This is a genomic window from Paenibacillus sp. HGH0039 (assembly GCF_000411255.1).
Lineage (GTDB): Bacteria > Bacillota > Bacilli > Paenibacillales > NBRC-103111 > Paenibacillus_F.
The window spans coordinates 126,017-146,389 of sequence record NZ_KE150412.1 but is presented as its reverse complement, the minus strand read 5'-3'; the positions used below and the strand labels follow the sequence as shown (position 1 = coordinate 146,389).

17 protein-coding genes are annotated in these 20,373 nt (G+C 49.4%); 12 read left to right on the top strand and 5 right to left on the bottom strand.

Features of this window, described 5'->3' with window-relative positions; all coding sequences use genetic code 11:
* Nucleotides 1-93 precede the first annotated feature (93 nt).
* Entirely contained in the window at nt 94-1,122 is a 1,029-nt protein-coding gene (locus HMPREF1207_RS00495; RefSeq protein ID WP_009676479.1) for a lytic polysaccharide monooxygenase, read from the top strand.
* A 155-nt stretch (nt 1,123-1,277) separates the two neighbouring features.
* Here the strand turns inward: HMPREF1207_RS00495 and HMPREF1207_RS00490 are convergent, their stop codons facing one another.
* From HMPREF1207_RS00490 to HMPREF1207_RS00470, 5 genes are all read right to left on the bottom strand, one after another.
* On the bottom strand, nt 1,278-2,051 hold the full coding sequence (locus HMPREF1207_RS00490; protein WP_009676468.1) for a hypothetical protein: 774 nt from the start codon (nt 2,049-2,051) through the stop codon (nt 1,278-1,280).
* A gap of 105 nt (nt 2,052-2,156) precedes the next feature.
* A complete protein-coding gene (locus HMPREF1207_RS00485) occupies nt 2,157-3,614 on the bottom strand; it encodes an alpha/beta hydrolase family protein (protein ID WP_016423350.1) in 1,458 nt (485 codons plus the stop codon).
* A gap of 93 nt (nt 3,615-3,707) precedes the next feature.
* Nucleotides 3,708-4,853, bottom strand: coding sequence for an N-acetylglucosamine-6-phosphate deacetylase (nagA, locus tag HMPREF1207_RS00480; protein ID WP_009676519.1), 1,146 nt, complete (start codon nt 4,851-4,853; stop codon nt 3,708-3,710).
* Nucleotides 4,843-5,637, bottom strand: a complete 795-nt coding sequence (locus HMPREF1207_RS00475) for a DeoR/GlpR family DNA-binding transcription regulator (RefSeq protein ID WP_170318718.1) — start codon at nt 5,635-5,637, stop codon at nt 4,843-4,845. Before HMPREF1207_RS00475 ends, nagA begins: the two co-directional genes overlap by 11 nt.
* A gap of 271 nt (nt 5,638-5,908) precedes the next feature.
* Entirely contained in the window at nt 5,909-6,952 is a 1,044-nt protein-coding gene (locus HMPREF1207_RS00470) for a LacI family DNA-binding transcriptional regulator (protein ID WP_009676437.1), read from the bottom strand.
* Between the two features lie 390 nt (nt 6,953-7,342).
* On the opposite strand from HMPREF1207_RS00470, the gene HMPREF1207_RS00465 reads away from it, so the two are divergent.
* The 11 genes from HMPREF1207_RS00465 to HMPREF1207_RS00415 all read left to right on the top strand — a co-directional run bounded on the left by HMPREF1207_RS00465 (nt 7,343) and on the right by HMPREF1207_RS00415 (nt 20,324).
* Complete coding sequence (locus HMPREF1207_RS00465) at nt 7,343-8,479, top strand: ABC transporter substrate-binding protein (protein ID WP_016423349.1); 1,137 nt, start codon at nt 7,343-7,345, stop codon at nt 8,477-8,479.
* 16 nt (nt 8,480-8,495) lie between these two features.
* Nucleotides 8,496-9,431 (top strand): carbohydrate ABC transporter permease, encoded by a 936-nt coding sequence (locus tag HMPREF1207_RS00460; protein WP_009676430.1) that lies wholly within the window; start codon nt 8,496-8,498, stop codon nt 9,429-9,431.
* Between the two features lie 15 nt (nt 9,432-9,446).
* The gene (locus tag HMPREF1207_RS00455; protein ID WP_009676524.1) at nt 9,447-10,271 is read left to right on the top strand and encodes a carbohydrate ABC transporter permease; all 825 of its coding nucleotides are present in this window, start codon (nt 9,447-9,449) and stop codon (nt 10,269-10,271) included.
* 22 nt (nt 10,272-10,293) lie between these two features.
* Nucleotides 10,294-11,595: an alpha-galactosidase gene (gene melA / locus HMPREF1207_RS00450; RefSeq protein WP_009676521.1), complete on the top strand. Its 1,302-nt coding sequence runs from the start codon at nt 10,294-10,296 to the stop codon at nt 11,593-11,595.
* Nucleotides 11,592-12,551, top strand: a complete 960-nt coding sequence (locus HMPREF1207_RS00445; protein WP_009676478.1) for a carbohydrate kinase family protein — start codon at nt 11,592-11,594, stop codon at nt 12,549-12,551. The genes melA and HMPREF1207_RS00445 overlap by 4 nt, the downstream gene beginning before the upstream one ends.
* Nucleotides 12,552-12,655: 104 nt before the next feature.
* Nucleotides 12,656-14,197, top strand: coding sequence for a choice-of-anchor Q domain-containing protein (locus tag HMPREF1207_RS00440; RefSeq protein WP_009676517.1), 1,542 nt, complete (start codon nt 12,656-12,658; stop codon nt 14,195-14,197).
* 220 nt (nt 14,198-14,417) lie between these two features.
* Nucleotides 14,418-15,872 (top strand): aldehyde dehydrogenase family protein, encoded by a 1,455-nt coding sequence (locus HMPREF1207_RS00435; RefSeq protein ID WP_009676480.1) that lies wholly within the window; start codon nt 14,418-14,420, stop codon nt 15,870-15,872.
* A gap of 17 nt (nt 15,873-15,889) precedes the next feature.
* Nucleotides 15,890-16,759, top strand: coding sequence for a methyl-accepting chemotaxis protein (locus tag HMPREF1207_RS00430; RefSeq protein ID WP_009676506.1), 870 nt, complete (start codon nt 15,890-15,892; stop codon nt 16,757-16,759).
* A 296-nt stretch (nt 16,760-17,055) separates the two neighbouring features.
* Nucleotides 17,056-17,730: a response regulator transcription factor gene (locus HMPREF1207_RS00425; protein WP_016423348.1), complete on the top strand. Its 675-nt coding sequence runs from the start codon at nt 17,056-17,058 to the stop codon at nt 17,728-17,730.
* Complete coding sequence (locus tag HMPREF1207_RS00420) at nt 17,727-19,094, top strand: sensor histidine kinase (protein WP_009676456.1); 1,368 nt, start codon at nt 17,727-17,729, stop codon at nt 19,092-19,094. The genes HMPREF1207_RS00425 and HMPREF1207_RS00420 overlap by 4 nt, the downstream gene beginning before the upstream one ends.
* 216 nt (nt 19,095-19,310) lie before the next feature.
* Nucleotides 19,311-20,324 (top strand): alpha/beta fold hydrolase, encoded by a 1,014-nt coding sequence (locus HMPREF1207_RS00415; RefSeq protein ID WP_016423347.1) that lies wholly within the window; start codon nt 19,311-19,313, stop codon nt 20,322-20,324.
* Nucleotides 20,325-20,373: the final 49 nt, after the last annotated feature.

Here is a 20,373-nt window from a genome sequence, read left to right as displayed (position 1 = left end):
CTCGCTGCTAGATTTTTAAGGGAGGTGATGTCGTTTAAAACAACGAAATGTAAGCGCTTTTGGCGTTGAAAACCCAAATCTGAGGAGGAATGAATGATGAATTTGGCTTTACCGAATCACGCATTGCTGCACAAACTGGTTGCCGCATGCGGAATGCTGCTGATGCTCGCTTTACTGATGGTTTTGTTTCCCGAAACCAGCTCGGCTCACGGATATTTGGATGTTCCCGCCAGCCGTGGGCTTTTGTGCAAGAACAACGTGAACACGGATTGTGGAGGAGCCTCTTACGAGCCGCAAAGCGCCGAAGCGGGCAAAGGCTTTCCTAACGGAGGCCCCGGCGACGGTCACATCGCGAGTGCCGGCAATACCTTCCCCAAACTTGACGAGCAAACCTCGACACGTTGGAGCAAAGTTCCTATGAAGGCGGGCCCGCAGGCTTTCAAATGGCAGCTGAACGCGGCACACGCTACAACGACCTTCAAATATTTCATCACCAAGCCGGGCTGGAATCCGAACGCCCCTCTGACGAGAGCTTCCTTTGACTTGACGCCTTTCTGCCAAGTGGATCTGAACGGTGCAAGCCCTAGCAACTATTACACCACGAATTGTAACGTTCCCGAGAGAACCGGTTATCAGGTCATCCTGGCTATCTGGGAAGTCTCCGGTGCGCCTACCGCTTACGTCAATGTAGCGGATGTAGATTTCGGCGGAGGCAGCGCACTTCCCGCTCCGACGAATCTGGCCTCCACAGCCGTAACGGACAACAGCGTTTCCTTGAGCTGGGCATCGATAGCGGGAGCGGCTAGTTATCAAGTATACCGCGATAACGTTGCGGTAGGCACGACAACTTCGACCTCCTACACGAACACGGGCTTGTCGAGCGGCACTTCCTACAGCTTTACCGTGACCGCTATCGACTCCTCGGGCAAAGCATCTCCATCCTCTTCCGTAGTGACGGTCAAAACGACGGGCGGCAGTACAACCACGTATCCGGCCTGGAGCGCGACTACGGTTTATGTAGGGGGAAATAAGGTGTCCTACAACGGTGTCAACTATGAGGCCAAATGGTGGACACAAGGCGAAACACCGACCGGCACCAACGTGTGGAAGGTCATTCCTTAAAGTTAGCGCGCAGCAAGCCCTGGAGGCGGAAACCTCCAGGGCTTTTTTCGCATGGATATGGAATAAGAAAGCGAAGCGCTTGCCGGCTCCCAAGAATATATCCTTTAGAAATCGCGTGAGGAATGGTTGAACAGGGTTGGTTTAGGTTCACAAGCTTAGTAGAGCGGCAGCGCGTCTTGTTTCAGGTTTTTAAAGGTATCGCCGGATTGATCCAAGAAGCGATCGGGCAATTGATAGTACGCGTCTCCCATCGACACGATTTTGAACTCCGGGATGATATACATGGCCATGCTAGTCCCGTCCGTAAGGTTAAACTTCAGTTGATACGATTTTCCCTGGGATTGCGCCTCCGCGATGCCCTTGAAATCCCGGTTGGTTAAATCCGCCGTTTTGGCCGCGTAAAGGCCTTCGATGATGGATTTCACAGAAACAGGGTCCGTCATTTTCTTCAGTATGTCATTCCCCGCATGATTCAGAATATGGATGTCCTGCACATGTTCCTTAAGATTAGACATATCCAGATAATCCTTGGCAGTTATCGCGGAGTCGTTTACTTTGGCCACGATTTCCGCCAGGTAGAAGTTCTGTTCATATCGAACCGCAATACGGAAATGAGACGGGTACGCCGGGATCTCATACAGTTCCCCTCCGACGGCGAAAGTTGCGGCATAGTCCTTTTCCACATCGCTGTCTTCGGTATTCTTCCCGGTCTCGCGGTTGAGATCAACTACTAATGTTCCGAGCGATTTTACCGGCTCAGTTCCCGTGAACTTAAACGGTGCGCCATCGTCGACGAACGCATAACGATAGCCGTTGTACGTTAGAAATTTCCGGATTCCGGTCGGAGACGCGGACGGTGCCTGCTGCAAAATTTGCGGGGAGGCAGGCTGGGGAATAGGGGAGGACTCATAAAACGCCAGCCCCGACACCAGTGCGACACAGGCAGCGACCGATCCCCATAGCGCATAGGATCTTTTATTCGAGCGTCTCGGGGAGCCCTGGGATGGCTACCTGCCGCTGGTCCGGATTACATTCTATTCCGCCGCTAGAGTAGCTTTTTGAAATTCAATTTCCGGGTATTGGGGATGGGGGGCATCGTCAAGCAGTTGACCGCCCTTCTCTTTCAAATGTTTGGTAAAGAAATCAAGCACATAAGAATTGACAATGTCAGCCCCTCTGTACCCGTTAATGCTCCCGGTCATACCGGTATATTTTAACATTGGCGTATAGAACTGCAGGTCGGTGTAATTGAAATGGTCCGTTCCCCGTATATGAATGACCTGCCCGTTATGGGCGCCGACACTGTCCATCATCCGTTGCTCCTTCACCAGTTGTGCCCGGATACTGCCCGGAACCTCATTGTTTTTTATCGCCGCGGAAAGCATGGATCTTTTGTCGGAGTTAAGGAACATGAACGGTTTCGGCATCTGCCCTTTATCTTCCAGGTCATAAAGCGTTCCATCCATATCAATCCCGGCTTTGATCTTATCGTTGTAATAGGTGGCGTTAAAAGCAGTGGCGCCCCCGAACGAATGCCCCATGATACCTGTATGGTTTACATCCATCATGCCCTTCAAGCTGGATTTTGGGTCTTGATTCAACTGTTCCATTTCCGAAAGGACGAACTGAATATCTGCTGCCCACACGGCTCCGACCTCCTTGGCATACGTGTAAAAATCATCTGCCGGCGTCTTTGTCTCGAATCCGGTTATCCGCCCGTCCGGGAAAAGGGTAGCCGCTGTGCTGTAGGTATGGTCGATAGCAGCTACTATAAACCCGTGACTGGCCAAGTTCTCTGCCTGAGAGACATGCAGCACGCTGCCGGTACCCATACCATGACTAATCAGTACCACGGGATAAGGCGCGGAAGCGGGGAGAAGTTCGGCATTGAGATGGGAATAGCCGCGCGTATATTTCCAGTAATCGAGAATGAATGCGGGGACCTTGAACACTCCTGAGAAGTTTTCCTTGTATGTTCTAAACTGCGCCGGATCTTCGGGAAATAGCAGTTCCCCTTTTCCGGATTGAGGTTTTGCGGGATACCAAACTCTAACCATAAGCTCGCGGTCATTTTTGGGGACGTTAGGATAGCTCTCTTGTCGCGTGAAATCCGTAAAGTGAAAGATTCGGGTTCCCACCGCCGCCTCTCCTCCTGGCCTTGGCAAAACCAATATCGGCATCGCCTGTGCCAAGAAAACAGAAAAACTCAGCAGCACGGCAACTATAGAATAGCCGATGTATCGTGTTTTTTTCCGGGGTTTAACGGATTTCGGATTTCGATAAATCCTTATGGCAACCAGAATGAACAGGATAACCGCAGCGAAGTAGGCGGGGGCCAATTGCCAGCGGTACCCTTCCTGAATCAGATGAACGCTCAGTGCGCAGACAGCCGCAAGGCCTGCACCCAGGGCGATTTTTCGATTCCTCATGAAAAGCAGTACCGTCAGCAGAACCAGATTGGAGCCGATAAGTAGGACTTCAAACAAACGCATAACAATCTCTCCCCGTTTTTCATCTTTTTTCCTTCTCTATTGTAGAAATCCAAGGTTAAAGGTGAGGGGGGAGCGAGTTTAAATATTGGTTAATTAGACGATAGAACCTTTAATCATTGTCCATTGTACTTGAAATTGTTCGTCTAACAAGACAAGATCGGCATCAAAACCCGCGGAAATCTTACCTTTAGCAGCAAGTCCTAACAGCCGTGCAGGTGAACTGGATGCCATTTTAACCGCGTCCGTTAAAGAAATGCCGGTATCTACGGTTAGACGAAGCGCCTCATTCATCGTAACCGTACTGGAAGCTAAAGTTCCGTCCTCAAGGCGTGCTACACCTTCGGAAACCGTAACGGGATGGCCGCCGAACATATATTTCCCATCACCGAGCCCCATGGCTTGCAAAGCATCTGTGATAAGTACCATGCCATCCGGTCCTTTGAGACGATGCATCATTCGAACGATCGCGGGATGCAAATGAATGCCGTCTACAATCGCTTGGAGGCTTACATGTTCTTGTTCAAAAGCGGCTACAACCAGACCGGGATCCCGATGATGAATCGGACGCATGCCGTTGAAACAATGCGTAACATGACTGGCTCCCGCTTCAAAGGCCTGTTTGGCCTCCTCGTATGTGGCATCCGAATGCGCGACGGCGATAATTACGCCCCTTTCCTTCAGAAAAGAGACGAGTTCCATACCGCCGGGTAATTCGGGAGCTATTGTAACCATCTTGATCAGCCCGTCCGCTTCATCAAAAATTTCTTTCATTTCAGTAAGATCCGGATGTCTTAAAAACCGTTCATTTTGCATCCCTTTACGCTTCGGATTCAGGTAAGGACCTTCTAGATGAAGCCCGGCAATTTTGGCCCCGGCTTCATGCCCTGCGACACGCTTCACACTACGAATCATGGCTATTAATGCTTCAATCGTTGAGCTGACGGAGGTGACCAGAAATGAGGTACAGCCCGTTGCTGCACAAGCCCGCGAAACCTCCTGAATACTCGTCTCGCTTCCATCCATCATATCGAAGCCGTTGGCGCCGTGAATATGGACATCGATCATGCCCGGGATTAATAAGTGGCCTTGACCGTCCATAAATTCATAATCGCCATCCGGAAGAGCAGATAGGGAACTTTCTATCCGTTCAATCATTCCGTCTCGTATCCAAAGTGTCGCAGACATACAGGAGTTATCTTCTTGAACCACGTTTACATTGTGTAAAATTTTAAGACTCATCTTTATATTCCTCCTCGTATTTGTCTTTCTCCTCACATTGTATAAGCGTTATATTTTTAGTATGAAGTACTTCTCTAATAGCGAAAGGCACTTCTTGATCGGTAATCAAAATATCTACAAAATCAAAATCCAACCGATAAACCGACTTGTTTGTAAACTTCGTAGAATCTGCCACAACAATGACCTGATCCGATCTGCGGGCCATCTCTTTTTTAACCGCAACATCCTCTTCGTACGGAAAATAAAGCCCATCTGCTCGTATAGCCGTAGCTCCGATAAATGCCTTATCGGCTCTTAATTCCCTTAGCTTCTCGATGACGGAAGGTCCGTATAACAACCGGTTTTTGGCATGTAAATAGCCGCCGAGCACATAAACTTGCAAATCTTCCCGACCGGACAGAATCCCTACAATGTCTATGGAGTGCGTGACCGCCGTAATATGTTTAGCTGAAATTTGTTCGGCTGCGGATTGTACCGTAGTGGATACGTCCAAAATGACGGTTTCGTGATCTTGAACTAGTTTAGCCGCTAACTTCCCGATTTTTCTCTTACTGTCTGTTTCGTCAATTAAACGTTCCTGGTAGGTAGCTATTTCTTTCTGCAATTGAGGGAGAGCGACACCTCCGTGTGTACGAATGACGACCCCTTCTTGCACTAATTTAACAATATCTCTTCGGGCCGTATCCCTAGATACATTCAGAAGCGAACAAATATCCATCACACTCATCGCGTGGTGTTTATTAATATAGTCGAGTATTTTCAGTAATCGTTCTTCTTGATACATCATTTTCACCTCTTGTAAGTAAATTTATCATATATTCTAAGTATTTCAAGTTAAATTTTAAGTACATGTAAGTGATTTTGTTGATTCACCTAAATTAATGGACCTATACAGGCTGAAATAAGGCTGGGCAGCTATCACGAGGACGAATCGAGGCCAGGATGAAGATTAGCAAAATGAAAATTAAAAAAACAAGCCATCCTTCGCTTTAGCCCAGGATGGCTTGTTTTTGTGAATAAACGGATCGGCCTTTAAGACGAGGTATCGTTCCGACTTAGCGAGTTGCGTTGTTCTCGTCTTGAAGCTTCTGCAAACGCCGGTCGCTTGACTGGCGAAATAAAGGTTGAAACGGCAGCAAAATTTTGACGGGCAGAGGATACGGCGTCTGCATTTCCTGAAGGAGCGTTCTTGCGGCGACACTTCCGATTTCAAAGGTAGGAATATGAATAGTGGAGAGAGGAGGAACCGTGTAACGGGAAGGCTCGTTGTCGTCAAAACCGATAATGACGAAATCTTGCGGGATTTGATAGCCCTTCTCGGAAATGGCCCGCATAGCCGCCATCGCCATAATATCGCTGGCTGCAAAAACCGCGGTAGGCAGGTGGCCGCGATGCTCGTCCATGTAATTCAGGACGAGACGGTAAGCCTGATCCGGTTCCCACTCGGCGTTAAGCACGTACTGCGGCTTAACCGCCAAACCGGCTTGCTCCAGTGCCAGCTTGTAACCCCGGTAGCGCTTCTCCCTCTGGAATTCTCCGGACAAGCCGGTGCCCCCGATAAACAAGATGTCCTTGTGGCCTTGATCCGTTAAATGTTGGACGGCTGTACGAGCCGCTTCGACCCGGTCATAGGAGATGGTAGGAATGTCCGGATCGGACACGTCGATTCCGATGATATGCTCCACATGCTTGCGGATATAGTCATACAATTGTTTCTCGATGCCCTCGATAATAATTAGGCCTCCGATTTGATCCTTGTGGATGACTTGCTGCAAAATTTCAGGTTTTTGCAAATCTTCTTGCGTATAAGTGAACGCAATCTGATAGCCGTGAAGAGATAATTCTTTTTCTATTCCCTCGAAAATAACGGAAAAGTAAGGATGATAGCGCCGTCCCTGCATCGTGGAAACGATACAGCCGATTCTCTTCACCGGATCATGTGATGGAAGCTTGACCGTGTAGCCCAGTTCTTGGGCAGCGTCCCAAATCTTCCGGCGTGTTTTGCTGTGGGAGGCGCGGCTGGTATCATCGGCCAGAACGCGGGAAACCGTAGAGATAGAGACGCCGACCCGGTCCGCTATATCTTTTAGTGTGGGCATGCTATGACCTGCCTTCATTTCATCTAAGATTGAACGAACCAAAATACTTACTCTCTATGTTAAGTAAAATAAAAACGCAGGTCAACTGAAAATAAGAACAAATAAATTGCAATTTACGATCAAAAAAATGCAACTAAATTGCAAAATAAATATTGACGTCTCATTTTTGTGGAGGTATTATTTCTATGTGGACGTAGAAAATTCCAGATGAAATAAAAAGAAAGGGGTTACAAATTGAAAAAAGTCCGATTTTTTTCATTTATTTCTCTGTTGTTTGCAATGATTATCGTTTCGTCTTGCACAAATGATAAAGAAACGACGGCTGATAATTCTGCAAATCCGGACGGTAAAGTAAAACTCGTTTTTTGGAGCCATCAGGAAGATGCCTTTATGAATGCGTATAAAAATTTGATTGCCGCTTATCAGGCAAAGCATCCGGAAGTAGAGATCGACTATCAATCCTTTCCCTACGATGTTTACCCTCAGAAGCTAAAAGCTTCTTTCATTGCCAAAAATCCTCCGGACATCGCCGAGATGTTCGGCACCTGGGTTCCCGTCTACACCGAGAACGGTCTGCTGGCGGAAATACCGGACGGCGAACGGCTCCGGGACGGCTATTACAAAGCCCCGCTAGGGGGCTACACATGGAACGGCAAGCTTTACGGACTTCCCCTCGAATTCAATATCGAGAACGGGGGCATGCTGATCCATCCGCAAATGTTGAAAGAGAAGGGGATCGCAGGGCCTCCGTCTACATGGGAAGAGCTTGTGGAGAGCGCCCGTAAGCTGACGGTCCGGGACGGGAAAGGCATCAAGGTGAAGGGATTTGATTTTGTATCCGGCGACAATATCACCTTCACGTTCTTGTCCATGATTTTGCAGCAAAACGGGAAGTATTGGGGCGAAAACGATCACGTGAACTTCCGGACGCCGGAGGCGAAAAAAGCGATGGAAGCTCTAATCTCGCTTATCAAAGACGATAAAGTCGCGGATCTCACGACGTTCGGCGGCGAGCTTGACACCTCCGACTATTTCTTTCAGGGAAGCTCGGCGATGACGTATCGCGGACCCTGGTCCATAGCTGCCGGTTTGAATACATACAAGGCGGAAGACTTCGAGTATGTGCCGGTGCCGTCTTTCACGGGGAATCCGCCATTATATGCGGCCGAATCCGGATGGGGACTGGTAGCCTCACAGAAAAGCAAGCAGCGGAAAGCCGCCGTCGATTTCATCGAATTCGTTTCTTCCAACGAGAATCTGCTGCAATGGAATCTGAGCACGTTTACGGTCCCCGCCAAAAAAGAGGTGGCCGAAAATCCCGAATTTCTCAAAGCCAATCCGTTTATGAAAACTTCGTTGGATATTTTGACGCTGGGAGAGTGGATCGGACCGATTACGGACCGGGATTATTTCTTCAAAGTGATCAACGATCATTTTCAATTAATGGCAAGCGGACAGGAAACCGTGGATGCGGGTCTGAGCGGCATTGAAAAATCAATAAACGACAATCAGGATCAACACAAATGATCGGAGTGATCGGAGTATGAATCTTGAACCGGCAGCAGGCAGAACTCGAAAGATTCCACCGGCAGCCCAGCATAAAGGCCGAAAGAACGCGCGCGCGTTTGTTTATTTGTCGCTGATTCCAATCCTGCTGTTATTCGGCGCATTCGCTTTTCTGCCAATCGGCTGGAGTCTCGGGCTGTCCCTTTTCAAATATAATCCCCTCAGTTCCAACACGATTTTCGTCGGTATGGCGAACTACGTGCGGATGCTGGAAGATTCGGTTTTTCTGAAATCGCTCTGGGTGACGGTAAAATTCGTCGTCGTTGCCGTTGCGGTGAATATAGCCGTCACCCTGCTGATTGCGGTAGCCATTCAGCGGCTGCAGGCAGGATGGCTGCGCAATTTAATGCGCACGGTGTTTTTTCTGCCGACGATCGCTCCGCTTGCCGGAACGGCTATCGTGTGGAGCACGATGTTCAATTATAATCACGGCTTGTTCAACATGCTGCTTGAGAAGCTGCATATGGCGCCCGTCCAATGGCTGAGCGACCCGCATTATGCGCTGTATTCCGTCATTATCATGACGTTGTGGGCGGACATCGGCTACAATATCGTGCTGTTCATCGCCGGAATCGATTCCATTCCCGGGCTGTATTACGAAGCCGCTCTCCTGGACGGAGCGAACCGCTGGCATTCCTTCCGATATCTGACGTTGCCGCTTCTGCGGAGAACGATGCTGTTCGTATCCGTGACTACGGTCGTCTCCTATTTTCAGGCTTTCGCCCAATTTCAGATTATGACTAAGGGAGAACCGTTTAACGAAACGAGAGTGATTGCCCTGCACATTTATGAGATGGCTTTCTCCAACTCGAACATGGGCTATGCGTCGGCGATGGCGACTGTTTTCTTGATGATCATTCTGGCCGTGACCGTCCTCCAGCTTAAATGGGGCCGCACGGATTGGGAACATTGAAGGAGGCTCCAATAGATGCAACGTAGAAACAGATGGCTGGACGGAGCGATTCTGACGGTACTGGCGGCTGCCGGTTGTGCAATGCTGCTGCCTTATCTCTGGATGGTGCTGTCTTCGCTGAAAAGCAATATGGAAATTGTCTCCGGATCGCACACCTTGTTCCCGCAAGAAGCAAGCCTGGAGGGTTATCGCACGGTGCTTTTGGACGCGCCCTTTGTAAGATGGCTGCTAAACAGCGCGGTGACATCTGTCGTCATTACGGCAGCGACTCTTTTTACGAGCGCGCTGGCCGGTTATATTTTCGCCAAACACGAGTTCAGAGGAAAAAGGATCTTGTTCCTGCTCATTCTGGCGACGATGATGATCCCGTTTCAGGTCGTCATGATCCCGACTTATTTGATCACGGCCAAACTCGGTCTCGTCAACCATTTGCTGGCGATTATTTTACCGAATCTGGTCAGCTCGTACGGGGTTTTTCTCGCCAAGCAATTTATCGAGGACATCCCGCAGGATTTGCTTGATGCCGCCAGAATAGACGGTGCGGGGGAGCTGCGGCTGATGGTTCGGATTATCGCCCCGCTTATTTTTCCCATGCTGTCGGCGCTCGGCATCTTTACCTTCATGAATTCGTGGAACAATTATTTGTGGCCGCTCATCGTATTGGACGACACCCGGAAAATGACGGTGCCGCTGGCTCTCGTTTATTTTAACGGAACGCATACCGTCAATTATAACGTCGTCATGTCGGCGGCCGTTCTTATAACGGTTCCGGTGATCATCGTCTTTCTCATTTTCCAGAAGCAGTTTATTAAAGGCTTGACGATGACCGGCATGAAATAGACCTAATAAGGAGAGAACAACCATGACCAAAATTTCAATTATCGGCGCGGGAAGCGCATTTACGCAGGAAATAGCGACAGATATTTTGTTGATCGAAGGAATAGAGGGAGGAACCCTCGCACTCGTGGATATCGACGGGGAACGGCTGGAGATTGCCCGCAAGCTGGTGGCCCGGATTATAGAGCAAACGGGGAAGAAATGGAACGTAATCGCTTCTACCGACCGCAGGGAGGTAATCGGCGGATCCCGATTCGTCATTAATCAGATTGAAGTGGGAGGGTTGCAGACCGTCCGCTACGAATACGAAATTCCGTTGAAATACGGCGTGAATCAGTGTATCGGCGATACGCTCGGGCCCGGGGGGCTGTTTAAGACGCTGCGGACGCTTCCCACCTGGATGGACATCGTGAGGGATATCGAGGATTTGTGCCCGGATGCGACGATTCTCAATTATACCAACCCGATGTCGGCCGTCACGCTGCTTACGTCCCGCATCACGACGCTGCCCGTTGTAGGCTTGTGCCACTCTATTCAGAACACGTCCAGGCAGTTGTCCAAATATGCCGGCGTGCCTTACGAGCAGATGCAGTGGAAAGCGGGAGGCATCAATCATATGTCCTGGTTTGTCGAACTGACCCATGAAGGACAAGATTTGTACCCGCTGCTTCGGGAGAAAATTCAGGACCCCGAACTGCTGAAAAAAGATCCGGTGCGCTTCGACGCGATGAAATATTTGGGGGCGTTCGTATCGGAATCGAGCGGGCATTTCTCGGAATACATCCCTTACTACCGCAAACGCCAGTCGTTAATCGACCGGCACTGCAGCTCGGGATACAACGGGGCGACCGGCTATTACGCGGACAACTGGCCGATATGGCGCAAGGAAAACGACGAGAAAATCATCGAGCAGCTCGATGGAAAACAGCCGCTTGAGCTTGAGCCGAGCAACGAATATGCGGCTATCATTATCGAAGGAATGCTCAAAAACGAGCCGAAAGTCATCTACGGCAACGTGCCCAATAACGGTTTGATCACAAATCTGACCACCGACGGTATCGTGGAAGTGGCCTGCATGATCGACCGCAACGGCATTCATCCTTGTTATTTCGGCAGCTTGCCGGAGCATCTCGCCGCTTTGTGCCGCTCCAATATGGCCTTTTTCGAACTGGCCGTAGGCGCTGTGCTCCACAAGGATAAAGAGATGGCCCGCCACGCCCTGATGGTGGACCCCTTGTCCGCAGCCGTATGCTCGCTCGAAGAAATCGGCGAGATGTTCGAGGAGCTGTACGAAGCGGAGCGGGACTTCGTACCGGTGCTGAAATGATGCATACCGCAAGCACGAGAAAACCGGTCGTTGTCGTCGCCGGCGAGCTGAATGCGGACATAATCGTATCCGGCAGGGATGTAATACCGGAGTGGAACCGGGAGAAAATCATTGACGGATTCCAAACCGTGCTCGGTTCCTCTTCCGCGATTACCGCTTGCGCGCTGGCCAGTCTGGGGATCGACGTAAGGTTCGTGGGAGTTGCGGGCCAGGACGATCTTGGCGCCTACTGCATCGGCGAGCTTCAGCGGATGGGGGTTAACACCGATGGAGTAACGGTACTGCCGGATGTTAAGACCGGTGTCACCTTGTCGTTCACGACTCCATCCGACCGGGGTCTCTTGACTTATCCGGGCAGTATTCCGATGTTAGTACCCGAATATATTCCGGAAAGCATTCTGCGCGAAGCGGACCATCTGCATTTCGGTTCCTACTATTTGCAGGACGGCATGAGGCTGCACTGGAAAAAGCTTTTCAAAGAGGCCCGGACCAGGGGGACGCGTACTTCATTCGATGCGGGATGGGACGTGCGCAACGAGTGGGATTCCGAGGGCATCCGTTCCCTGCTGGAGGAAACGGACTTGTTTATGCCGAGCGAGGAAGAGGCGCTGCATATTTTCGCAGCGGACCGGATCGCGGATATCCGCGAGAAGCTCGGAAGCGCAGCGGGGCGGGTGGCCGTCAAGCAAGGGTCCAAAGGCGCGAGCCTTCTTGCTCCGGACGGGAGCGTCGCAACAGCCGGACCGTGCCGGGTATCTCCCCGGGATACGACAGGAGCCGGGGATTGTTTTAACGCCGGCATCATTTACGGTTCTCTCCATGGCTTGCAAGGGGAGGAACTGCTGCAGTACGGCAACGCGTGCGGCGCACTGTCCACGCTTGGCGTCGGGGGAACGGGCAATCTGCCGACGACTGCGGCCGTCGGCAGGCTGCTCAAAGAGCAGTCAACCGCCTAAACTCGGACAGGGAGGTGAGGCCCGCACAATCTCGCAGAGATATACGCGGTTTCGTTGAAGCGAATCAAAGTCCGACTATTAACCAATCAAGGAGATGATCATTCGTGCAATTCGGCAAAACGTTAATCACGGGGTTAAGTTTGGCTGTGCTTGGTTTAGGGCTGGGCATCGCTCAATCGCCGTCTGTATCGGCTTCAGGCACCGACTATTATGTGGCAGCGAACGGGAGCGATTCGAATCCGGGTACGTTAAGCTCGCCGTGGAAGACGCTGCAGCATGCGGCGGATCAAGCGGGTCCCGGCAGCACCGTGTATGTCCGGGGCGGCGTGTACAATGAGAAATTGAAGATCACGAAATCCGGCTCTGCGCAGCAAGGCCCCATCACGTTCGCGTCCTACAATTCGGAGGCCGCCGTCATCGACGGTACGGGACTTGCGGTCAGCGGAACGGAAGGGCTGATCGATCTCGCCGATGCCAGTTACGTCAACATTCAAGGATTTGAGGTCCGCAACTTCACGACGGCCAAAAGCAATGTCATGCCGGTCGGCATTTACGTGCACGGTGCCGGAGGCTTCATCAACCTGTCCGGCAACAAAGTGCATGCTATCAAGAACACGGCCGCTCCGACCGGAACCGACCTTCTGGGAAGGGACGCCCACGGCATTGCCGTGTACGGGACGAAAGCTCCCCAGTCGATCCACGACCTTACGATTGACGGAAACGAGCTGTACAATCTCGTGCTCGGATCGAGCGAATCTTTGGTTCTCAACGGTAATGTCGACACGTTCGCCGTGACGAACAACACGATCCACGATAACGACAATATCGGCATCGATGTGATCGGTTTCGAGGGCAAAGCGCCCGATGCTTCGTATGACCAGGCCAGAAACGGAGTCATCCGCGGAAATCGCGTCTATAACATTTCATCCAATAACAACCCTTCTTACGGCAAAAAGCTTCCGAACAACAGCAATTCGGCAGGCGGCATCTATGTCGATGGCGGCAAAGACAACCTGATCGAGCGGAACTATAGCTACGGCAACGATATCGGCATCGAGATCGCTTCCGAACACGCGGGCAAAGCGACCAGCCGTATTACGGTCCGCAGCAATATGATCTACAATAACCGCTTGACCGGCCTCGCTATGGGAGGTTACGACAAGAAGCGGGGAGCGACGGTAAACTGCGTCATTGTGAACAATACATTCTATAAGAACGACAGCTTGGGAGACGGCAGCGGGCAGTTGTATGTCCAGTACGATACTCAGAACAATGTCATTAAAAATAATATTTTCGTAGCCGGTACCTCGGATGTTCTGATCTATAACGAATATACGAAAAATTCGGGGAACATTGTGGATTATAATTTGTACTTTGCGCCAGGGGGCAGTGCCAACGCGGCCTGGACATGGAAAAATGTGACGTACAACGGTTTCGCCGCCTATAAAAAAGGCACGGGCAATGACGCCCACTCGCTGTTTGCCGATCCTTCCTTCGTAAATGCGGCATCGAGCGATTTTCATCTGCGGCCAGGCTCTCCGGCAATTGACGCCGGATCGACCGAGCCGGACATTATCGGCTCGCTTGATATCGACGGAGATCCTCGTGTACGGGGTGCCGCAGTGAATATAGGGGCGGACGAATAACCTTCGCTGCCGAGCCAAGCGCTTGCCGCATGAAGACAACCAGCCTTTCCTTTTATAGGGAAGGCTGGTTTTGCGTGTCCCTATAAACGAGCAATTAGTCCTAACGAATTCAATGGGGACGGTGTCCTGACGAAAGTGTAAATCCCGAGAGGCTTAACAATTTTCGGCAGTTTGTCGATATATAAGTTGCTATAAATTATCAGACAAATGAGGAGATAATATGGACTACCAACTGTTAGGAAAACAATTTATAGATGGCGAATGGAGAGATGGCCGGAGCGGCAAAGCGCTGCCAGACATCAATCCGTACAATGATGCGGTTATAACCACTTTTCAAATAGCCAACGTTGCAGACATAGACAATGCTTATCAAGCTGCCTACAAAGCGAAGCTGGAATGGGACAAGGTTAATCCTTACCGAAAACGCGATATTCTTGAGAATGCCGTTACATACATAGAAGCTCATGAGGAAGAAATTACGTCCCTTATTATTCAGGAGCTGGGTGGAACGCGTCTGAAGGCTGCCTTTGAGATCGGTCTTGTGAAAAATATGGTTAAGGAAGCGGCCACGTTCCCGCTTAGAATGGAGGGCAAGATTTTGCCTTCCGTAGAGGACGGAAAAGAGAACCGGCTGTACCGGATCCCCGCCGGCGTGGTTGGGGTTATCAGTCCGTTTAATTTCCCGTTCTTCTTATCTATGAAGTCGGTTGCTCCCGCGCTGGGTGCCGGCAATGGCGTAGTGCTGAAGCCGCATGAGGATTCACCGATTACAGGCGGAACGCTTATCGGCAAGATTTTCGAAGAAGCGGGTGTACCGAAGGGCCTGTTGAATGTTGTGGTGACAGATATTAAGGAGATTGGCGATGCGTTCGTCGAGCATCCGATTCCGAGAATCATTTCCTTCACGGGTTCGACTAAGGTCGGAAGCTATATTGGCCAACTGGCCGTCAAAAACTTCAAAAAACCGCTGCTGGAGCTCGGCGGCAACAGTGCGTTCATTATCCTCGAAGATGCGGATATCGACTATGCGGTACAAGCGGCGACATTCAGCAGATTCACGCATCAAGGCCAGATTTGTATGTCGGCCAATCGGATTCTTGTACAGAAGACGATCTATCCGGATTTTGTGGATCAATTCAAGGAGAAAGTCTCAACGCTTACAACGGGTGATCCGAGTGATCTGCAGACGATCATTGGACCCGTCATCAACAATCGTCAAGCCGAAACATTGGAGAAGCTGATCGCTAGGGGCATTGAGCAGGGCGCTGCTGTGCTGGTGCAAGGTAAAATTACCGGCAGAATGGTAGAGCCTACCGTCCTCGTCAATGTCAAACCGGACATGGATGTTGCTCAAGATGAGTTGTTCGGCCCGGTTGTGTGTATCATCCCGTTCGAAACCGAAGAGGAAGCCGTCGAAATTGCCAACGATACACGTTTCGGGCTTAGCGGGGCTATTCATACCTCCAATCTTGAGCGCGGAGTAGAAATGGCGAAGAAGATCCACACCGGTATGATCCATGTGAACGATGTCACCATCAATGACGAGCCGATTGTGGCTTTTGGCGGAGAGAAGCAGTCCGGCTTGGGCCGTCTGAACGGCGAATGGAGCTTGGATGAATTTACGACGCTGAAGTGGATTTCGGTTAATTACGGACAAAGGAAATTCCCGTATTAAGGGCTGGGGGAGAAAGCATGAATATTGAGACTGAAGGACAAACACAGCATGAGCTGATCAGAGCCTTTGTAAAGGTAGCTCCACTGCTCAAAAATCTCACTAATGATGACATCACAATCGGCATTTATGACACAGAGAAGCTGATCGTCAACATTCCGGGCAATACCTTCTCGCTGAATGTCAGCCCGGGGGACCCTCTAATGGAGGGAGACATTGTGACAAATGCGATCCGAAATAATACGGCGTTATCGGCTGTCGTTCCGAAAGAACTGTTTGGTTTTCCGCTTGCTGCACGCGCCATCCCGCTGCATGACGAGCAGGGCAGGGTTATCGGCGGTGTAGGCATGGGTACAAGCCTCGAGAAAGCGAATAAGCTTTTTGAGATGGCCGAAAGCTTTTCCGCAATTGTCGAACAAACAACGGCGTCCATCGGAGATATCAGCCAATCCGTTTCTAACCTTACCGACCGTGTGACCGACGTAACGAACCAAATGAAAGACGTTAGCTCCAGTGCGCAGCAGATCGGTAAGATCTCCACTGTCGTTAAGGAGATTTCGGATCAGAGTAACATGTTGGGGCTTAATGCTGCCATCGAAGCGGCAAGAGCCGGGGAAGTGGGAAGAGGCTTCTCCGTCGTTGCCGATGAGATCCGGAAGCTCGCGACCAGTTCCAAAGAGAATGTGGACCAGATTAATGGCATTACTAAGAATATTCAAGAACTTTTGCTGCGGTTAAACCATACTTTTTCTGATATCAACACGCTAACCGATACCCAGTCAGGGGCGATTCATGAATTCTCTGCAACGATCCAGGAGATAAGTATTAAAGCAGAGGAATTAGCGCAGGTTGCTGAAGAAACACTTTATTCCAAAGAGAACAGCCAATAGGAAAGTGACGATTTTCTCTTTTGAACGATTCGACAAAAGAAGAAGTGCAGTTGTTATGCACTTCTTTTTTTGTTTTTTTATCCGGGATTAATATGTAAGAAGTTCTAAGTCCAGATAATGACAGAGGACAACAAAGACGGGAGGTACCTCTGTCCATCATTACCTCGATATTTTCCTGATTGTATATAACGTACAATGCGGTTTTTAGAAATAATAGGAGAAGAGTATATCACATCTATGTATAGTATAATAATATGTACTACTGTCTAGGATGGAAAACAGGAATGAGGGAACAGATGCCTACTATACTGGTTGCGGATGACGATGCGAACATTCGCGAACTCGTCTGTTTGTTTCTACGCAACGACGGATTCGCAACAGCGGAAGCGGCAGACGGCAAGGAAGCACTGACCGTCTATGCCTCGACGCATATTGATCTTGTCGTGCTCGATATTATGATGCCGATTATGGATGGCTGGACGTTATGCAAGGAACTCCGAAGGGCCAACCCTGATCTTCCGTTACTTATGCTGACCGCGAGAGGCGAAACATGGGAGAAAGTGAAAGGTTTCGAACTTGGGACGGACGATTATTTGACGAAACCATTCGATCCGCTAGAGTTGACGGTTCGTGTTAAGGCATTATTGAAACGATACCGGATTGGCTCCACGCAGACGATCCAGTTCGGCAACGTTATCCTTGATCGGCAGACCTATAAGGTAGTGAGAGGATCGGAGTCGCTGACGTTGCCGCTCAAGGAGTTTGAACTCCTGTATAAGCTTGCCGGAACACCCGGACAAGTCTATACGCGCGGGCAGTTGATCGATCAAATTTGGGGGATCGATTACGCCGGAGATGATCGAACGATAGACGTGCATATTAAACGCCTGCGCGAACGATTCGCGACTACACCCGATTTTCGTATCGAAACGGTGCGCGGGCTTGGCTACCGGCTTGAGGTCTGCGAATGATCAGATCCTTATATATACGTGTTGTCCTGACATTTCTAGTCAGCGTCATCGCAGGCACGGTCATTGCTTTTTTTGTGTCGACTTGGATATTCGAAGATAAATTAAACTTAAACGCGCAAATCAACTTACGTAACTTTGGCCAAGACATTGTCCGGATTTATAAAACCCTTCCGTTACGTGAAGCGGATTCTTTCGTAAGCGATATGAAGCAGCTCGATTCCTATCATATTCGAATTTACGAAGCAACGGGTGGGTTCCAGTCTTACGGAAAACTTAACGGACACAAACCAGCCGCTGTGACGATGGAGCAGCTAAAGAAAGTAATGGATGGAGGCGTTGTTCAAGACACTCCGAATGGGATTGCTTCGGTCCTCTTAGGGTTGCCGTTGAAAACAGAAATGGGAACAAAGGCGATGTTTTTGGAAACCCTCGCCCCCCCTTCCGCCACTTTTGTCGCCCGTTGGGGAATAATCTTTGCAACCAGTTCGTTGATCGCAGGAAGCTTATTGATTCTGGTTGCCTCTATATTCTTAGTAAGGCCAATCAAAAAGCTGACAAAAGCAACCAAGCGGATAGCCGCTGGAGACTTCAACGTCAAGCTGAATATTAAGCAGTCGAGTGAGCTGGGTACGTTGGCTCGCAGCTTCGAAGACATGATGCACGATTTGAAGCAACTTGAGCAGATGCGCAGGGAATTCGTGACGAACGTGTCCCACGAGGTGCAGTCTCCGCTCACTTCGATATCCGGTTATGCTTCAGCACTCAAGCAAGTAGGTCTCTCAGATCATGAACGAAGCCGTTATCTGGATATTATTATCGCTGAAGCGAAGCGGATGTCCAAAATGAGCGATAGCCTGCTCAAGCTGAGTTTGCTGGAATCGCAGTCACGGCAACTTCGTTTGACCACACGTAGCCTTGATGAACAGATCAGACGGGTCATCGTTGCGCTCCAGCCGCAATGGAATGCTCGCAGGCTGCAGTTTGAGCTTGATTTAGATACGATACAAGTAACGGCGGATCATGAGCTATTAAACCAGGTATGGACGAATATTATTGGCAATAGCATCAAATTTTCCGAGGATGGCGGCATGATTAACGTAAGTATCGGACAAGATATCAAAAACGTGACAGTCCGAATATCTGACACTGGTATCGGCATTCCCCTTGATGACCAGAAGCGTATATTTGAGCGATTTTTCAAGGCGGATCGTTCCCACAGTCGCAAGGTTGACGGGAGCGGGATGGGACTTGCCATCGTTAAACAGATCGTATCGCTGCATCAAGGCGACATTCGAGTAGAAAGTGAGCTTGGTCAAGGAACGACCTTCATTGTCGCCTTGCCAATCACTACGCCAACTGATTAATAATATTCACCGGGTATCCATCGGATTGACTAGACCGCGTTCTCCATACTGCTGCGGCCCACATGCAAACTTCCTTGTATGTGGGCCGCAGCATTTTTTACTTGTTCATATTCCGTTCATATTGCGGTCATGGAGAGTACATCTTCATCGTATATGCTTTCCTTAACGACCCGTTAAGGCAGCCCAATACAGAGATAACGATAGGAGAAGGTGTGAGTGAAAATACAAGAGGTGGAGAAAATGAACTTGGACACAACAACAGGCAAAAAACCAGCAAATAAGATGAAAAAATGGCTTATCGTTTTACTTAAAATAGTTGCAGCATTCGTTATGGCAATCGTCGTTTTTCTAGCCATTGTTTTTGTCGTTGATAAGATCAGCAGTAAATCAGAGGAAGGAAAAATAAAACCCTATGGTCAGTCTGTAACAGTAGATGGGAAAAATATGAATGTTTTGATTCAAGGACAAGGCGAAGAAACCGTCGTGCTACTACCGGGTTTGGGAACAGGAACACCAGCACTTGATTTTAAACCGCTAGTAGAAGAGTTATCACCCTTTTACAAAGTCGTCGTGGTTGAGCCTTTTGGTTATGGATTAAGTGATGGAACGGATAAGGAACGAAGCACAGAAAATATTGTAAGTGAAATTCATGAAGCTTTACAGCGTCTTAACATTGACCGATATATTCTAATGGGTCACTCCATTTCGGGTATTTACGCACTAAATTATGTGAACAAATATGAACACGAAGTGAGTGCATTTGCCGGGATCGATAGCAGTGCTCCAAAGCAATACGGTGATAAGGTTGTTGAATCTCCAATACCTTCTTCAGTAATTACTCTACTCAAAGAATCAGGTTTAGGCAGACTGATAATGAAACTAAGTGCTGACCCGTATGCTGCACTACCCGTTGATGATGAAACAAAAGAACAAATGAGAATTCTTTCTTACAAAAACTTTAGAAATCCCACCATTGTGAATGAAATAGAAAATAGGTCTCCTAATTTTAAATCGGCTGAAAATTTGACATTCCCAAAAAACCTGCCTGTCATTTTCTTTTTACAACCGGATAGTGCGGCACTTGAAGGATGGTCAACACTACATGAAGAGCAAGTAAAAGATTCTGTACATGGGAAAGTGATGACATTTGAAGGAACCCATTATTTACACCATACCCAATCAAAAGAAATCGCTGAAAACTTCAGGGCATTTATGGAAGGAATTAAATAAGAAAAGTTGTATGATTTGGATTGTCTAATGCTGTCCCCGTATTCTCCAT

Coding starts and splice junctions, on each gene's coding strand:
- HMPREF1207_RS00495 (WP_009676479.1), top strand. CDS start 94: ATGATGAATTTGGCTTTACCGAATCACGCATTGCTGCACAAACTGGTT.
- HMPREF1207_RS00485 (WP_016423350.1), bottom strand. CDS start 3,614: ATGCGTTTGTTTGAAGTCCTACTTATCGGCTCCAATCTGGTTCTGCTG.
- nagA (WP_009676519.1), bottom strand. CDS start 4,853: ATGAGTCTTAAAATTTTACACAATGTAAACGTGGTTCAAGAAGATAAC.
- HMPREF1207_RS00475 (WP_170318718.1), bottom strand. CDS start 5,637: ATGTATCAAGAAGAACGATTACTGAAAATACTCGACTATATTAATAAA.
- HMPREF1207_RS00470 (WP_009676437.1), bottom strand. CDS start 6,952: ATGCCCACACTAAAAGATATAGCGGACCGGGTCGGCGTCTCTATCTCT.
- HMPREF1207_RS00465 (WP_016423349.1), top strand. CDS start 7,343: ATGAATGCGTATAAAAATTTGATTGCCGCTTATCAGGCAAAGCATCCG.
- HMPREF1207_RS00460 (WP_009676430.1), top strand. CDS start 8,496: ATGAATCTTGAACCGGCAGCAGGCAGAACTCGAAAGATTCCACCGGCA.
- HMPREF1207_RS00455 (WP_009676524.1), top strand. CDS start 9,447: ATGCAACGTAGAAACAGATGGCTGGACGGAGCGATTCTGACGGTACTG.
- melA (WP_009676521.1), top strand. CDS start 10,294: ATGACCAAAATTTCAATTATCGGCGCGGGAAGCGCATTTACGCAGGAA.
- HMPREF1207_RS00445 (WP_009676478.1), top strand. CDS start 11,592: ATGATGCATACCGCAAGCACGAGAAAACCGGTCGTTGTCGTCGCCGGC.
- HMPREF1207_RS00435 (WP_009676480.1), top strand. CDS start 14,418: ATGGACTACCAACTGTTAGGAAAACAATTTATAGATGGCGAATGGAGA.
- HMPREF1207_RS00430 (WP_009676506.1), top strand. CDS start 15,890: ATGAATATTGAGACTGAAGGACAAACACAGCATGAGCTGATCAGAGCC.
- HMPREF1207_RS00425 (WP_016423348.1), top strand. CDS start 17,056: ATGCCTACTATACTGGTTGCGGATGACGATGCGAACATTCGCGAACTC.
- HMPREF1207_RS00420 (WP_009676456.1), top strand. CDS start 17,727: ATGATCAGATCCTTATATATACGTGTTGTCCTGACATTTCTAGTCAGC.